General features: G+C 72.7%; 13 protein-coding genes. 8 read left to right on the forward strand and 5 right to left on the reverse strand.

The genetic code is table 11. The features are described from left to right. Window positions 1-585 precede the first annotated feature (585 nt). From ACFQBR_RS26995 to ACFQBR_RS27030, 8 genes are all read left to right on the forward strand, one after another. Window positions 586-1,077 (forward strand): hypothetical protein, encoded by a 492-nt coding sequence (locus ACFQBR_RS26995; protein WP_378554816.1) that lies wholly within the window; start codon window positions 586-588, stop codon window positions 1,075-1,077. An 89-nt stretch (window positions 1,078-1,166) separates the two neighbouring features. Beyond that, window positions 1,167-1,739: a suppressor of fused domain protein gene (locus ACFQBR_RS27000; protein WP_344184334.1), complete on the forward strand. Its 573-nt coding sequence runs from the start codon at window positions 1,167-1,169 to the stop codon at window positions 1,737-1,739. Window positions 1,740-2,139: 400 nt separating this feature from the next. Continuing rightward, entirely contained in the window at window positions 2,140-2,568 is a 429-nt protein-coding gene (locus ACFQBR_RS27005) for a hypothetical protein (protein ID WP_344184333.1), read from the forward strand. Between the two features lie 225 nt (window positions 2,569-2,793). After that, window positions 2,794-4,599 (forward strand): alkyl/aryl-sulfatase, encoded by a 1,806-nt coding sequence (locus ACFQBR_RS27010; protein WP_344184332.1) that lies wholly within the window; start codon window positions 2,794-2,796, stop codon window positions 4,597-4,599. Between the two features lie 254 nt (window positions 4,600-4,853). Next, window positions 4,854-5,843: a siderophore ABC transporter substrate-binding protein gene (locus tag ACFQBR_RS27015; RefSeq protein ID WP_344184331.1), complete on the forward strand. Its 990-nt coding sequence runs from the start codon at window positions 4,854-4,856 to the stop codon at window positions 5,841-5,843. Between the two features lie 76 nt (window positions 5,844-5,919). After that, window positions 5,920-6,906: an ABC transporter permease gene (locus ACFQBR_RS27020; RefSeq protein ID WP_344184330.1), complete on the forward strand. Its 987-nt coding sequence runs from the start codon at window positions 5,920-5,922 to the stop codon at window positions 6,904-6,906. Further along, the gene (locus ACFQBR_RS27025) at window positions 6,899-7,951 is read left to right on the forward strand and encodes an iron chelate uptake ABC transporter family permease subunit (protein ID WP_344184329.1); all 1,053 of its coding nucleotides are present in this window, start codon (window positions 6,899-6,901) and stop codon (window positions 7,949-7,951) included. Before ACFQBR_RS27020 ends, ACFQBR_RS27025 begins: the two co-directional genes overlap by 8 nt. Next, window positions 7,948-8,703, forward strand: a complete 756-nt coding sequence (locus tag ACFQBR_RS27030) for an iron ABC transporter ATP-binding protein (RefSeq protein WP_344184328.1) — start codon at window positions 7,948-7,950, stop codon at window positions 8,701-8,703. The genes ACFQBR_RS27025 and ACFQBR_RS27030 overlap by 4 nt, the downstream gene beginning before the upstream one ends. A 172-nt stretch (window positions 8,704-8,875) precedes the next feature. Here the strand turns inward: ACFQBR_RS27030 and ACFQBR_RS27035 are convergent, their stop codons facing one another. The 5 genes from ACFQBR_RS27035 to ACFQBR_RS27055 form a co-directional block, all read right to left on the reverse strand. Next, window positions 8,876-10,042: an erythromycin esterase family protein gene (locus ACFQBR_RS27035; RefSeq protein ID WP_344184327.1), complete on the reverse strand. Its 1,167-nt coding sequence runs from the start codon at window positions 10,040-10,042 to the stop codon at window positions 8,876-8,878. 191 nt (window positions 10,043-10,233) lie between these two features. Further along, on the reverse strand, window positions 10,234-10,899 hold the full coding sequence (locus ACFQBR_RS27040; protein WP_344184326.1) for a hypothetical protein: 666 nt from the start codon (window positions 10,897-10,899) through the stop codon (window positions 10,234-10,236). Window positions 10,900-11,235: 336 nt separating this feature from the next. Further along, on the reverse strand, window positions 11,236-12,789 hold the full coding sequence (locus tag ACFQBR_RS27045) for an alpha/beta hydrolase (RefSeq protein WP_344184325.1): 1,554 nt from the start codon (window positions 12,787-12,789) through the stop codon (window positions 11,236-11,238). A 407-nt stretch (window positions 12,790-13,196) separates the two neighbouring features. Beyond that, the gene (locus ACFQBR_RS27050; protein WP_344184324.1) at window positions 13,197-13,628 is read right to left on the reverse strand and encodes a pyridoxamine 5'-phosphate oxidase family protein; all 432 of its coding nucleotides are present in this window, start codon (window positions 13,626-13,628) and stop codon (window positions 13,197-13,199) included. Between the two features lie 171 nt (window positions 13,629-13,799). Next, window positions 13,800-14,636, reverse strand: a complete 837-nt coding sequence (locus ACFQBR_RS27055) for an NAD(P)H-binding protein (protein ID WP_344184323.1) — start codon at window positions 14,634-14,636, stop codon at window positions 13,800-13,802. Between the last annotated feature and the right edge of the window lie 11 nt (window positions 14,637-14,647).

Consider the following 14,647-nt stretch of genomic DNA (forward strand, 5'->3'; position numbering starts at 1 on the left):
CCGAGGTTGTTGATGCCGGCTCTGGGGACCTGGATGCCGGTGAGGACCTCGATCGCTTTGCGTGAGGAGTCGGACATGTTGTGGTCCAACGGCATACACGACTCCTCCTTCTGCCTCCTGGTGCCACTTTGCAGCCAAGCACGCAGTGGAACGAGACGTTAACGGCGGTAGAAGACACGCTTGTTAACAGATGAATGCACTGCTGTGATGTCTCGTTCGCTTTTGCCTCGTTTCAGCCCTTCGGTGTAAACACGCCGTGGTGGCGCGGGACCGGGGCGCGGTCGCCTCCCGGGCCCCGAGCCCTCCCCCGGAGGAACCTGGTGGGTGCGGTCGGGCGAGCACGCCCTCGGCGACGCTCACACCGCTGCCCGGCACGACGAGGTTCGACCGAAGGCCTCGAACAGTTCGGAGAACTGGGCCGGGGTCCGGTGCTTGTCTCCGCTTCGGACCCGGTTCGGGCCGCGTGAGACCCCGGTCTAGGGTTTCCCGCAGAGGAGGCCCGCGGCACGCCCGCGCCGTTTCCGACCCCTGGCGGTCCCCGATGCGACGTTCGGGGCATCGCGCTCCACCGAGAGAGGCAGACCACTGGTGCGGAACACGGTACGGATGACTCCGCGGCTGAGAAGGACCCTGTGGGCACTGCGGTGGCTGATCGCGCTCGTGGTCCACTGGGTGGTCCTGTTCGCCTTGCTGATGGCGTTCATGACGGCCTTTCCGCAGCTGCACTACGGGACCATGATGCTGACCACGGCGGTCCAGATCGTCTACGCGCCCGTACAGCTCCTGGGTCTGGTCATACCCCTGTGCGCGTTGGGAGGCCGCCTGGCCGACACGCACGGCGGCGGCCGGGTGGGGTGGTCACTGCTGCTGACCGTGGTGCCGCTGCTTCTCGCGGCCGTGCTCCTGGGACTCCTGGCGCACCCGGGGTGGGCGGTGTACATCATGTACTTCGCCACCGGGCTGCTGCTGAGCACGACGGCCGTCTACTCGGCACTGCCGAGGCACCCCGAAAAGCGCGTGCGCCAGGACGCGTCCGGGACGGACTCCCCCGCACCGGAGGGCGTCGGGAAGCCGTAGTCTGGCCGCTCGGAACATCCACGTATCGGGCGATCCGGGGCCTCAGCGGCTCCGGGGACCGAAGGCACGACGACGGAGGGTCGGTTTCCTTGGCGACCGGGGAGGACGCGCGGATCCGCGCGCTGGAGAGGCACGTCCGGGACTTCTGGCAGGGGCACGCCGTGGAGGACGCCACCTGGGCGGAGGCGCCCCTTCTCGACCGGGTTCCGGGCTTCGCCACGTACCGGGTGGCGCCCAGGGACGAGGGCGAGGGCTGGGTCTACGTGACGGTGGGCTCGTCCGTCCACGAGAGCGGGGGCGGCACCGAGTTCTTCCTCATGGCTCCGGACGAGGACCCGGCCCACTCCGAGACCCTGGCCGTGGTCGGCCACCTGCACTCCTTCGAGGAGTACCGGCTCGACGTCGGCTCGGTGATCGACGTCGGCGGCCCGTGGGCGGAAGGATCGCGCATGGACCACCTGCTGGTGAGCCCGCCCTACCCCTACGGGCCGGCGCTGGAGCATGCGCCCGAGGAGGCGGGGAACGCGCGGTTCCTGTGGCTGCTGCCGATCCACCGGAGCGAGGCGGCCCTGGTCACGGGCGACTCCCTGGCGGCCTTCGAGGAAATCCTGGAGGCGGAGGGCGTCAACGTCCTGGACGCCGACCGGGCTCCCCTCGTCTGAGCCGCCCCGCTGCCCGCCCGCACCCGAGGGTGCGTGCGGGCAGCGGCACCTACGACACCGGTCGGGCCTGCGCGGCTGCATCCGCCCGGCGTTGCCCCCACCGTCCCGCCGGGGACGCATCGCCGTAGGGCGTGGCCTTGACGGGTCCGCCCCCGGTTGCCGGGCTTGAACACGGCACCGTCGGCGGGGTGGGCGCCCACGGCCGGTGCCTGGGGCGGCAGTGCCGGGACGGCCCGACAGCGCACGTAGCCGTCGCTCACCGGTGCGGTGATGAGCACACCGGCCGCATAGGTCCCGTGCCCGACCGGGAAGTCCTGAGCCGACCCCGGCCACACGTCTGGACAAACCCGGGCGGCGGGAGGAAGGTGAGGCACCATCACTCCCCCGGAGGGATCCCCTCGTGCCCGAGAAGAAGCGCACGACCTCACAGACGCTCCAGGCCCGCAATTCACCGGTCGTCGGCTGGACGTTCATCGTCCTGGGCGCGGCCCTGCTCGTCCTCAACCTGCTCCTGCTCTTCGCCGGAGCGTTCGCCCCGATGATCGTCGTCGCGATCCTGCTGCTGATCGTCGGCCCCCTGCACCTGCGCCGCTACCATTTCGAGCTGGCGCGCTACTCCGACGGCCGCCTCGCGCTCAGCGGGACCGGCTGGGTCGGCCGCCTGGACATCGGCCCCACCCGCCCGGGTGAGCGCCTCCTGGTCGACGGCGGCCGAATCGTCTTCGAGGCCGCGGACGGCAAACGCCGCAGGCTTCCCCTGTTCCGGTGGCTGACCCACTCCGAGGACTGGGGGCGGGCCGTGCGGCTGATCGAGGGCGGGGAAGCCTAGCGCGCAGGGCGGACGGCGCCCCTCCTGCGGAGCCGCCCGCCCCGTAGCAGCCGACCGCGCGGTCCGCCCCGAACGGCGCCACGGCGCCGCCATGCGAGTGGGTGTCCGGCGCCGAGCCGAACCCACCATCATTACCTAAAGCCATACTTTGACTACGATTCGGCGTCATCGGACGGGGGATGGGGTGGGTGCGCCACCGACCCGAGCTTCCGAAGGAGACCCTCTGTGACCCAGCCGTCGTTCGACGACCGGACCGATTTCGACAACGCCGACAAGGGCTTCCTCGGAACGGCGTCACAACCGCAGATCACGGACGGGGCCGGACGGGTGGTCTGGGACCTGGACGCCTATGCCTTCCTCCACGGCGAGGCGCCCGACACGGCGAACCCGAGCCTGTGGCGCCAGTCGCAGCTGGCCGCCAAGCACGGCCTCTACCGGGTCTGCGAGGGCATCTTCCAGGTACGGGGCTTCGACCTGTCCAACATCTCCTTCGTCGAGGGCGACCAGGGCGTCATCGTCGTCGATCCCCTGCTGTCCGTCGAGTGCGCGGCGGCCGCACTGTCCCTGTACCGGGAGCACCGCGGCGAACGCCCGGTGACCGCGGTGATCTACAGTCACTCCCACGCCGACCACTTCGGCGGGGTACGGGGGGTGATCCCCGACGGCACGGAGGTCCCGGTCATCGCGCCCTCCGGCTTCCTCGAGCACGCGGTCGCGGAGAACGTCTACGCCGGCACCGCCATGAACCGGCGATCGGTCTTCATGTACGGGGCTGTGCTGCCCAAGGGGGCCGCGGGCCAGATCGGCGCGGGCCTGGGGCCCACCACCTCCACCGGGACGATCTCCCTGATCGAGCCGAACACGTACGTCACCAGGACCGGGCAGGAGGTGGTGGTCGACGGCGTCCGGATCGTCTTCCAGCTGACCCCGGGGACCGAGGCGCCCGCGGAGATGAACTTCTCCCTCCCCGACCGGCGGGCCCTGTGCATGGCCGAGAACGCCACCCACACCCTGCACAACGTGCTGACGCTGCGCGGCGCGCTCGTCCGGGACCCGCACGTGTGGGCGAACTACCTCACGGAGGCCATCGAGCTGTTCTCCGGCGGCTCCGACGTGCTGTTCGCGTCGCACCACTGGCCGACCTGGGGCACGGAGGAGCTCACACTGTTCCTGTCCCAGCAGCGCGACCTGTACGCCTACCTGCACGACCAGACGCTGCGCATGCTCAACCAGGGGCTCACCGGCGCCGAGATCGCCGAGAGGATCCAGCTGCCTCCCGCCCTGGAGGGCGCCTGGCACGCCCGCGGCTACTACGGTTCGGTCTCCCACAACGTCAAGGCGGTCTACCAGCGCTACATGGGGTGGTTCGACGGCAACCCCGCCCACCTGTGGGCACTGCCGCCGGAGGAGTCGGCGAAGAAGCACGTGGAGTTCATGGGCGGCGCCCGGGAGGTCCTGTCGAAGGCCGGGGCCGCCGTCGAGGCGGGGGAGCTGCGGTGGGCCGCGCAGGTCCTCGACTACGTCGTGTTCGCCGACCCCGGCGACACCGGGGCGCGCGCACTGCTCGCCGAGGTCTACGACGCCCTGGGGCACGGTGCGGAGAACGGCACCTGGCGGAACTTCTACCTCCAGGGGGCGGCGGAACTGCGCGGGAACAAGGCTCCCACGCCCATCGACAGCGCCTCCCCCGACGTCATGAGCGCCCTGAGCATCGCGCAGGTCTTCGACTCCGTGGCCGTCCGTGTCGACGGCCCCCGCGCCTGGGACACCACCCTGACCATCGACTGGAACTTCACCGATCCCGTGGAGGAGGTCAGGCTGGAGCTCGCCAACGGCGTCCTCGTCCAGACCACCGCCCACGACGGCAGTGACGCCGACCTGACGCTGACCCTGACCAAGGCACAGCTCCTGCGGCTCATCGCCACGCAGAGCCTGGAGGGGATCACGACCGAAGGCGACACCGACGTCCTCACCACGCTGTTCGGCCTCCTGGACGACACGGACCCCGACTTCGCCGTCGTCACCCCCTGACCCCGGCCGCCCCGGCGCCACTGGGGCCCGTGGTCGGCCGACCACGGGCCCCTCCCACCACGCCGGAGGGGCGGCCGCCGGCCGGGGCGCGGCTCCCCACGCTCCTTTCCAATCATGGGATCACAGGCCCTCTTCACACCCTGCCGCCGGACGCCCCCGTTGAGAAAAACGCCTCATAGGGGCACATCCATGCACATTTCACCCGAGAGTTAGGTTAGGCTCCCCTTTGTTCAAGTGAGCGAAGGAGAACCTCCATGCAGTCCCCCGGCCGTCCCCTGACCGCCTTCTCGATCACCCTGGCCTCCGCCCTGCTCCTCTCCGGTTGCGCCTCCGGCCGACAGGACGCCGAGGAGGCCTCCGCCCCGAGCGGCACGATCGAGGTCGAGGACAACAACGGCGCCCAGACCGTGGCCTCCCCTCCGGAGTCCGTGGTCGCGCTCGACAACCGCACCTTCGAGACCATCTCGGACTGGGGCGTGGAGCTGTCCGCGGGCGCGGTGTCCCTCATGCCGGACACCGTCGGCTACGCGCAGGACGAGTCGGTCATCGACGTCGGCACGCACAACGAGCCCGACCTCGAGGCGATCGTCGCCGCCGGGCCGGACGTCGTCGTCAACGGGCAGCGCTTCACCCAGTACCACGACGACATCGCCTCCCTGGTGCCCGAGGCCACGATCCTGGAGCTCGACCCGCGCGAGGGCGAGCCCTTCGACGCCGAGCTCAAGCGCCAGGTCACCGTGCTCGGCGAGGTCTTCGGCAAGCAGGACGAGGCCGCCCGGCTCGTCGCCGGCCTCGACGCGGCCGTCGAACGGGTGAACGCCGCCTACGACGAGGGCGAGTCCGTGATGGCCGTCAGCACCTCGGGCGGCGAGATCGGCTACCTGGCACCCGGCGTGGGCCGCACGCTCGGCCCCGCCTTCGACATCTTCGGCCTCACCCCCGCACTGGAGGTCGAGGGCGCCAGCGACGACCACCAGGGCGACGACATCTCCGTCGAGGCGATCGCCGACTCCGACCCCGACTGGATCCTGGTGATGGACCGCGACGCCGCCGTCGCCTCCGACGAGGCCGGGTACGAGCCCGCCTCGAACATCCTGTCGGACTCCGAGGCGCTCTCGGGCGTGACGGCCGTGCAGGAGGAGCAGATCCTCTACATGCCCGCCGACACCTACACCAACGAGGGCATCCAGACCTACACCGAGTTCTTCGACGCGTTCGCCGACGCGCTGGAGGCCCGGGCGTGATCCGGTCCGACCGAACGGCACGCGCCGGCGGTGGCGACGCCGCCGGCGCCCGCCGGCGCGAGGGAGGGAGCGGGGCATGACGACCGAGACCCCCGCCCCCCGGGCGCGGCGCGGGGGACGCCTCCTCGACGGGAAACTGCTCGTCGGCACCGCCGTCGTGGGCGCCCTGGTCGTGCTCTCGCTGTTCACCGGCGTGTACGACGTCTTCGGCGCGGACGACGGCGGCGAGATGTTCGCCATCACCCGCGTCCCCCGCACGGTCGCCCTCGTCCTGGCCGGCGCGGCGATGGCGATGTCGGGCCTGGTGATGCAGCTGCTGACCCAGAACCGCTTCGTGGAGCCGACGACCACCGGCACCACCGAGTGGGCCGGGCTGGGCCTGCTCACGGTGATGGTCCTGGTGCCCGGCGCGAGCATCGGCGCACGCATGCTCGGCGCGGTCCTGGCGGCGTTCGTCGGCACGATGGTGTTCTTCCTCTTCCTGCGCCGCGTCACCCTGCGCTCCTCGCTCATCGTCCCGATCATCGGCATCATGCTGGGCGCCGTCGTTAGCGCCGTCTCGACCTTCGTCGCGCTGCAGACCGACATGCTGCAGAACCTCGGCGTGTGGTTCGCCGGGAGCTTCACCTCCGTGCTGCGGGGCCAGTACGAGCTGCTGTGGATCGTGGCGCTGGCGGCCGTGGCGGTGTTCGTCGCCGCCGACCGGTTCACGGTCGCCGGGCTGGGCGAGGAGGTCGCGACCAACGTCGGCCTGGACTACGGCCGGGTCGTCCTGCTGGGCACCGGCCTCATCGCGGTGGCGACCGGCGTGGTGACCGTGGTCGTGGGCAACCTGCCCTTCCTCGGACTCATCGTCCCCAACGTCGTCTCGATGTTCCGCGGCGACGACCTGCGCGGCAACCTGCCGTGGGTGTGCCTGCTGGGCGTCGGCACCGTCACGGTCTGCGACCTGATCGGCCGGGTCGTCATCATGCCCTTCGAGGTGCCCGTGTCCCTGATCCTCGGGGTCGTGGGCGCCGCCGTGTTCGTCCTTCTCCTGTTGAGGCAGCGCCGCCATGGCTGAGACGACCGCGTCCCGCACGACCGGGCCGCTCCCCGCACCGCCCGAACGCTCCTCCGGGGCCCTGCCCACCCGGCGCGCCCGCCGCCGCTACCGGACCGTCGTCGCGGTGCTCGGCGTGCTCGCCGCCGGTTTCGGCTTCGGCCTGCTCGCCTGGGACAACCCGATGCCCGTGGGCTCGGACGGGTTCTGGCGCATCGCGCAGATGCGCGGGACGGACCTGGTGGTCATGGCCGTGGTCGCGATCTGCCAGGCCGTGGCGACGGTGGGCTTCCAGACCGTGACCGGCAACCGCGTCATCACCCCGTCGATCATGGGGTTCGAGGCGCTCTACGTCGCGGTCCAGACCACGGCGGTGTACTTCCTGGGCGTCGCCGGGGTCGTGGCGGTCCAGGGCCTGCCGCAGTTCGCGCTCCAGCTCGTGCTCATGGTGGGCTTCGCGATGCTGCTGTACGGGTGGCTGCTGTCGGGCCGGTACGCGAACCTCCAGGTGATGCTGCTGATCGGCATCGTCATCGGCGGCGGCCTGGCCTCGGTCTCCACGTTCATGCAGCGCCTGCTCACGCCGAGCGAGTTCGACGTGCTCGCCGCGCGGCTGTTCGGCAACGTCTCCAACGCCGACGCGTCCTACCTGCCGCTCGCGGTCCCGCTGTGCCTGGGCGCGGCGGGCCTGCTGTGGGCGGGTTCGCGGCGGCTCGACGTGGTCGCGCTGGGGCGTGACGCGAGCACGGGCCTGGGGCTGGACCACCGCCGCGAGACCATGCGCGTGCTCTTCCTGGTCTCGGTCCTCATGGCGGTCTCCACCGCGCTGGTGGGGCCCATGACGTTCCTGGGGTTCCTGGTGGCGACCCTGGCCTACCAGTTCACCGGCGCCCACGCCCACCGGTACGTCTTCCCGGTGGCGGTGCTGACGTGCTTCGTCGTGCTCAGCGGCGCGTACTTCGTCATGCGCAACGTCTTCTACGCCAACGGCGTGGTCTCGATCATCATCGAGCTCGTCGGCGGCCTGGTGTTCCTGTTCGTCATCCTCAGAAAGGGCCGGCTGTGATCACGCTCAGCGGTGTGCGCAAGGAGTACAGCGGCGAGGTCGCGATCGGCCCCGTGGACCTACGGATCCCCCGGGGCGGTGTGACCGCGTTGGTGGGTCCGAACGGGGCCGGCAAGTCGACGCTGCTGACGATGACGGGCCGCCTGCTGGGCCTGGATGCGGGGGTGATCGAGATCGCGGGCCACGACGTGGCCAGGACCGCGTCCAAGGACCTGGCCAAGGTCGTCTCGGTCCTGCGCCAGGAGAACCACTTCGTCACCCGGCTGACGGTGCGCCAGCTGGTGGCCTTCGGGCGCTTCCCCCACTCCCGGGGGCGGCTGACGGCGGCCGACGAGGAGGTCGTCAGCCGGGCGATCGACTTCCTGGACCTGGGCGGGCTGGAGAACCGCTACCTGGACCAGCTCTCGGGCGGGCAGCGCCAGCGCGCCTACGTGGCGATGGTGCTCTCGCAGGAGACCGAGTACGTGCTGCTCGACGAGCCGCTCAACAACCTCGACATGCGCCATTCGGCGCAGATGATGCGGCACCTGCGCCGTGTGGCGGAGGAGCTGGAGCGCACGGTCGTGGTCGTGCTCCACGACATCAACTTCGCGGGCCACTACGCCGACCGGATCTGCGCGGTAAAGGACGGTGCGGTCGTGGAGTTCGGCACCCCGGCGGAGATCATGACCGGCGAGGTGCTGACACGGGTGTTCGAGACGCCGGTGACCGTGGTGGAGGGGCCGCGCGGACCGCTCGCCGTGTACTACTGAGCGCCGTACCCTCTCGCGGGAGCGGGCCCGCGGGGCGCCCCTCCACCCGACCGGGGTGGAGGGGCGCCCGTGGTCGGGGCGTGGGCTTCGCGTCAGCCGCGGGTGGGCGGCGTGTGGGCGGGGCGGCTCCGGCGGCCGGGCGGGTGCAGGGGCCGTGCCGCGCGGTGGCTGGTCATGCCCGGTCCTCTCCCCCGGGCGCCGCGGGGCCGGCGTCGACGTGCAGGATCGCGTCGGCCGCCTCCACGAGCGCCCGGTCGAGGGGAAAGTAGCCCCTCTCGGGCCGGGCGTCGGTGCGCGTGCGCCCGGAGGCGATCTCGGCCGCCCCGGTCAGGCCCCAGCCGGTGGCGCGGCTCTGGAGGAGGCCCTCGTAGGTGTCCGGTTCCGGCTCCGCGAGCCCGAGGGCCCCGCTGCGGCCCAGGCTGCCGATGACGACGGTGTACCGCCGGCCCAGCAGGGCGCCGACGACGGAGCCCGCGGAGTGCCAGCCGAGGTCCATGCCCGCCATGCTCATCGAGCTCGGGTTGCGCTGCAGGTGGCTGTTGTGCGCGAAGGCGAGCGTGGGGCCGCGTTCGGCCTCGATGCCGCGGATCTCCAGGAGGTTCTGGGCCATGAGCGCGTCCCTGGTGGCCAGGAGGCCGGAGATGCGTGCGCTCTCCTCGATGCGCCGGGCCGCCTGCCCGTGGTAGCGCAGCAGGCCGAGACCGGCGGCGAGGCGGGTGCGGGCCCGGAACCAGTCGGCGCGGGAGGTCGCCGCGACCAGTTCCGGTGCGCGTGCGTGGAGCGAGGTGAGCATGTCGTCGGCGATCACGCGCAGCCGCTCGGCCGCGGGGCCGGCGCCGACTGACGCCGCCGGTTCCAGAATCGCCTCCTGGCGGCTCCACCGCTCGTCGTCGCCGAGCAGGTCCGCGAGGTCCGGGGCGATCCCGAGGTAGTCGCACACGTGTTCCAGGTGGAGCCGGGGGCTGGGCGCGCTGGTGTTCTCGGCCGGGATGTCGAAGCCGTGGAAGGCCAGCCGCTCCTCGGCGGGGCGGCCCTCGTTGTACGCGCGCATCCAGGCGACCAGCCGCCGGTTGGCCTCCATGGTCCCGAAGCCGTGCGAGAAGCCCTCGTCCATCGCCGTGTCGAGGGTTCCCCGCCCGTGCCGGACGAAGTCGTCCACCGCGAGCGCGGCCACCCGGTCGGTCTCCAGGGCGATGGACCGGTAGCCCAGGTCCGCGAGCGAGGCGAAGATGTCGTTGCGGACGTCCCCGAAGGCCGGTTCCTGCGTGGGGTGGACCGGTTCGCCGAGGGCCAGCAGCTCGCACGGCGGGGTCGCGAAGTCTCGAATGTCTTGGCTCATACCCCTCAACCGTATCTTTGAAAGAACGGTTGAGGGTTGTCGTCCTGTTGCTGGGGGGGGCAGCCCCCGAAGCCTCCAACAGGGGAAAACCCGTTCCCGGCCGCCGCCCCGCCCTTGGCCGCGGGGCGGCGCGGGCGCGGTCCGCGCGACGGTCGGCGGGGCGCCCGGTGGCCGGTCGGCGGGCCGCACCGTCATTCCCCCTGGGCGGCGGAGTCCAGCAGCCAGTTGTACCGCAGGCGCAGCGCGCGCTCCGTGCTCGCCGCGGAGGCGCCGAGGGTGAGCGCGATGTTGAGCCAGAGCGGCAGCTGGACGGGTGAGGTGAAGGTTCCGAAGCGCTCGGTCACGGGCGGTACCTGGAAGGCCGCCTCGATGAGCTGCGGGACGAGGAGGAGCGCGGGGACGACGAGCAGGACCAGCGAGCAGAGGCCGATAGCGCGGCTCAGCACGGGGTGCTCGCGGTCCAGGCGCGCACGCCGCCCCTCGCCCGAGCGCCGGTCCGGGACGAGTTGGTGTTCGGCTCCCCCGTCGGTGACGTAGTGGCAGCGCTTGAGGCCGAAGGGTGTCAGCGCCACCTCGATCGTGCCGCCCAGGACGGGGAAGGCGGCGGGGAGCCTGGACTCGGCGTGGTGCCTGCCGTCGAGGTACAGGTGGGCCCTGCCCTTGCCGTCCTCGGAGAAGAACCGCTGTGCGTAGCGGACCTCGACGGCGTAGTCCGTCCGTCCGCCGTCGCCGCTGCGCAGCGGGAGGTGGAACAGGGCACGGGAGAGCGGCTGCCACCAGCGGAAGGGCTTCAGCGGCTTGCCGTTCCCGGGTTCTACACGTCGCGCGGCTCGGCGCCGCTGCCACTCCTTGAGCATCTCGGGCTCCCTGTCGTCGTGTGGGAACGCCTCGGCGGCCTCGGGGCCGCCCCGGCGTGAGGGTGGGTGGGTGTTTCGACGGTGGTCGGTCCCCGCACGCCCCGTCCCGCAGGGGCGGGCGGTTCCGGGGGCGAGGGGGCGCGCGGCGGTCGGACCGGGGGTGCCCCGTCCCGGTGGTGGCGGTCCCGCGCGTCCCGTGAAGCGGGGGCGGGCGGGGCGGGGACGGCCGCCCCGCCCGCCCCCACGGGGACCGCGGTCACCCCTGTTCCTCCTGTGCGCTCCCGCCGGCCGGCGGGAGCGGCGCCGGGGTCCGTCGGGTCCCGGGCCCCGGGTCGCTCAGGCGGGGCAGGAGGTGTCCTGCTCCGGCAGGTCACCCCCGACCAGGAAGGCCGTGGTCACGTCCTGCGCGCACGCGTTGTCGCCGTTGACGTAGACGCCGTGCCCGCTGCCGTCGACGCTCACCAGCCGGGAGCGCTGGCCGAACTTCTCGTCGAGCAGCACCCCGCCCAGGTGCGGTGTGACCGGGTCGCGCCGGTTCTGCACGATCAGGACGTTGCTCGGCCCCTCGTCGAGGACCTCCACCGGCGGCTCGGACGGTCCGGAGGACCAGGAGGCGCAGGGCATGGCGTTGGCGGAGGCGGCGCCGAACAGCGGGTACCTCTCGCGGTCCTCGGCGACGCTGCGCCGGTAGGTGTCGACGTCCTCGGGCCATTCGACGTCGTTGCAGGTGACGGCGAGGAACACCGACCAGGTGTTGTCGTACGGCGACAGCCCGGCGTCCGTCGCGGGCCGGGCGCCGGGGGCCGCCCCGCCGGTGTCCGGGATCCCGTCCGGCAGCTCCCCGGCCGCCGCCGGGTCGGAGGCGAGCAGTTCCTGCCAGGCCTGCGCCGTCACGGGGTAGGACAGCTCGCTGTAGAGCCCCACGAAGGTGGACAGCCGGAAGAGGCTTCCGTCGACGGGTCCGCCGGCCGTGTCCGCCGGGGTCTCGTCCAGGCGCCCGGCGAGCGCGAAGTAGGTCTGGCGCACCTCCTCCTCCGACTCGCCCAGGCCGTACTCGTCGTGGCGTTCGGCGGCCCATCGCGCGAAGTCCGGGAAGGTCTCCTCGGCGCCCAGGCCGTACCTGCGCATCCCCTCGTGGTCGAGGTGGGTGTCGCCGATGTTGCTGTCGAGGACGATCCGGTCGGAGCGCTCGGGGAACATCGAGGCGTAGGCGGCGCCCAGCGCCGTGCCGTAGGAGGCCCCGTAGAAGCTGGTCTTCGGCTCTCCCAGCGCCTCCCGGATCAGGTCCAGGTCGCGGGCCATGTTGGCCGTCGACACGTGGCGCAGCCTGTCGTCTCGGTCGTTGTCGGCGCACTGGGCGGCGACCGCCTCGGCGGCAGCGGCCTGGTCGACGACCGCCGCGTCGTCGACCGCGTAGGGCGGGATGGCGCCCCGGTAGTCCTGCTCGTCGGTGAAACCGCAGCTGATCGGCGCCGAGTACCCGACTCCGCGGGTGTCCATGCCGATGAGGTCGTAGCTGTCCGCGACCTCGGCGGGCAGGCCCCGGGAGACCAGGTCCGCCGGCATCGTCAGCCCGGAGCCGCCCGGGCCGCCCGGGTTGAACATCAGCACGCCGCGCCGCTCGTCCGGGTTCTGGCTCGCCAGCCGGGACACCATGATCTCGATCTGCGCGCCCCCGGGGTCGGAGTGGTCCAGGGGCACGGGCACCAGGCCGCACTCCATCCCGGGCGCCTCGGCCGCCACCTCCTCGGGGCAGGCGCCCCACTCCACCCGCCCCGCGGGCTCCGTGCCCTGCTCGTCGGCCGCGGCCGGTACCGCGACCAGCGGCCCGGCGAGGCCGATCGCCGCCGCCACGGCCCAGTTCCGTCCTGCTCCACGCCTTCGTCCCATGTCCGTCCTCACCTGTGTCGGTCCCGACGCCGCTGTCGGCCCGCGACCCGGCCCCCTGGCACCCGGGCCGGGCGCCGGCGGCCGTCCCCGCCTGCGCGGGGGGCAGCGGCGGCAGGGCCTGGCCGGGAGGGGGAGCGGTGGTCGTCGGGGTCCATGCCTCGAACCTAGGCCGGAGCCGAGCCGTGACGGAGTGTCACGGGTCATGGGTTTCCCGCGCGATCCGCACGGTTCCGGCATGACAGATGTCATGCGTCGACGGGGACCGGGAAAGGGCCTGGCGCGGGGAGCTGGGACGACGCGGGTCTCGCCCGGATCGGGCGGGGCGGCGCCGTCGCGGTCCCGGAGGCGCGGGAACGTGCCGGGCGCCCGGGGCGGAGCCGGTCCGCGGCGGGCGCCCGGGGCGCGGGTCAGTGCGTCAGGCGGCGCACGGTCTGCGGGTGGATGACGACGCGGAGGTGGTCGTCGGCAAGCATGCCCGCGAGCTCCTCGGCGCGTGCCGGGTCCTCGAGATCCCAGTAGCGGGCGGCCAGGCGGGCGGCCAGTTCGCGCGCCCCGTCGGCCTCCAGCGTGGCGCGGCCGACGACGGACACCCAGCGCTCGCGCTCGCCCACCGGGGCCGCGACGACGATCGAGGCGCGGGGGTCGCGGCGCAGGCGCCGCACCTTGAGCGCGTCCGGCTCCGTGAAGAGCTGGAGGGTTCCCTCGTCCGTGGCCTCGAACCACACGGGCCGGGGCTGGGTCGGTTCCGCTCCCCCGGCCACGGACAGGAACCCGTGCAGGGGACGCCGCAGGAACTCCAGGTCCTCGGCGGTCAGCAGGTCGGTGGTGGTGGTGCTCATCGCTTTCCTCTCCGAACACGGTGGTGACAGTGGGCGGTCCGCGCCGTCCGCTCGCGCGTGCGCGGGCGGGCGGCGCGGAGTACGGGGTCGGCGGCGGCCGGGGGCCGTCCCGGCGTGCGGGGCTCCCGCCCTCCGACGCGAGGGGAGGTCCCGGGGCGGCCGCCGCGGGGGTCACGGCCGCCAGGCTCCCGCCGCGGCGGCCCGCACGACGTAGTCCTCGAAGGCGCGGGGCTCGCGTCCCAGCACGGCGGCGACGCCGTCCGTCGTCGCGGCGATCACCCCGCGCTCCATCAGCACGAACATCTCGGCGACGTGGTGGGCGTCGTCCTCGCCCCAGCCCTCCCGGACCAGGGCCGCGGTGTACTCGGCCGGGGAGACCTGCTTGTAGGCGATGGGCAGCCCGGACGCGCGCGAGATCAGTTCGACGGCCTCGGCGAAGGTCAGCGCGCGCGGCCCTGTCAGCTCGTAGGTCCGCCCGGCGTGCTCTCCGGGTCCGGCCAGCACCGCGGCCGCCACGTCGGCGACGTCCTCCAGGTCGATGAACGGTTCGGGGACCGCTCCGGCGGGGAGCACCAGCTCTCCGGCGACCAGTGGGGCGTGGAAGAGGTCCTCGTCGAAGTTCTGGGCGAAGTTGGACGGCCGCAGGACGGTCCACTCCAGTGCCGAGCCGCGCACGGCGTCCTCGGCCGAGCGCATGTCCAGCCCGAAATCGGAGTCGCCCCAGGTGTCGGCGCCGCGCCCGGAGAGCAGGACCAGGCGCCGCACGCCCGCGGCCCCGGCCCGCTCCACGAACTCGTGCACCGGTCCGGGCACGGTCGGGGGCACCACGTAGGCGGCGGTGACGCCCCGCAGGGCCGCGTCCCAGCCGCCGGGGTCGGACCAGTCGAAGGGTGTGGGGCTGGTGCGGGAGGCGGCGCGCACCTGGAGGCCGCGCAGCCGCAGGCGGGCGGCGACCCGTCGGCCGGTCTTGCCGGTGGCGCCGAGGACGAGGGTGGTGTCGTTGTTCATGACTGCGATTC

The sequence above is a fragment of the Nocardiopsis tropica genome (assembly GCF_042660575.1).
In the GTDB taxonomy this organism is placed as follows: Bacteria; Actinomycetota; Actinomycetes; order Streptosporangiales; family Streptosporangiaceae; genus Nocardiopsis; species Nocardiopsis tropica.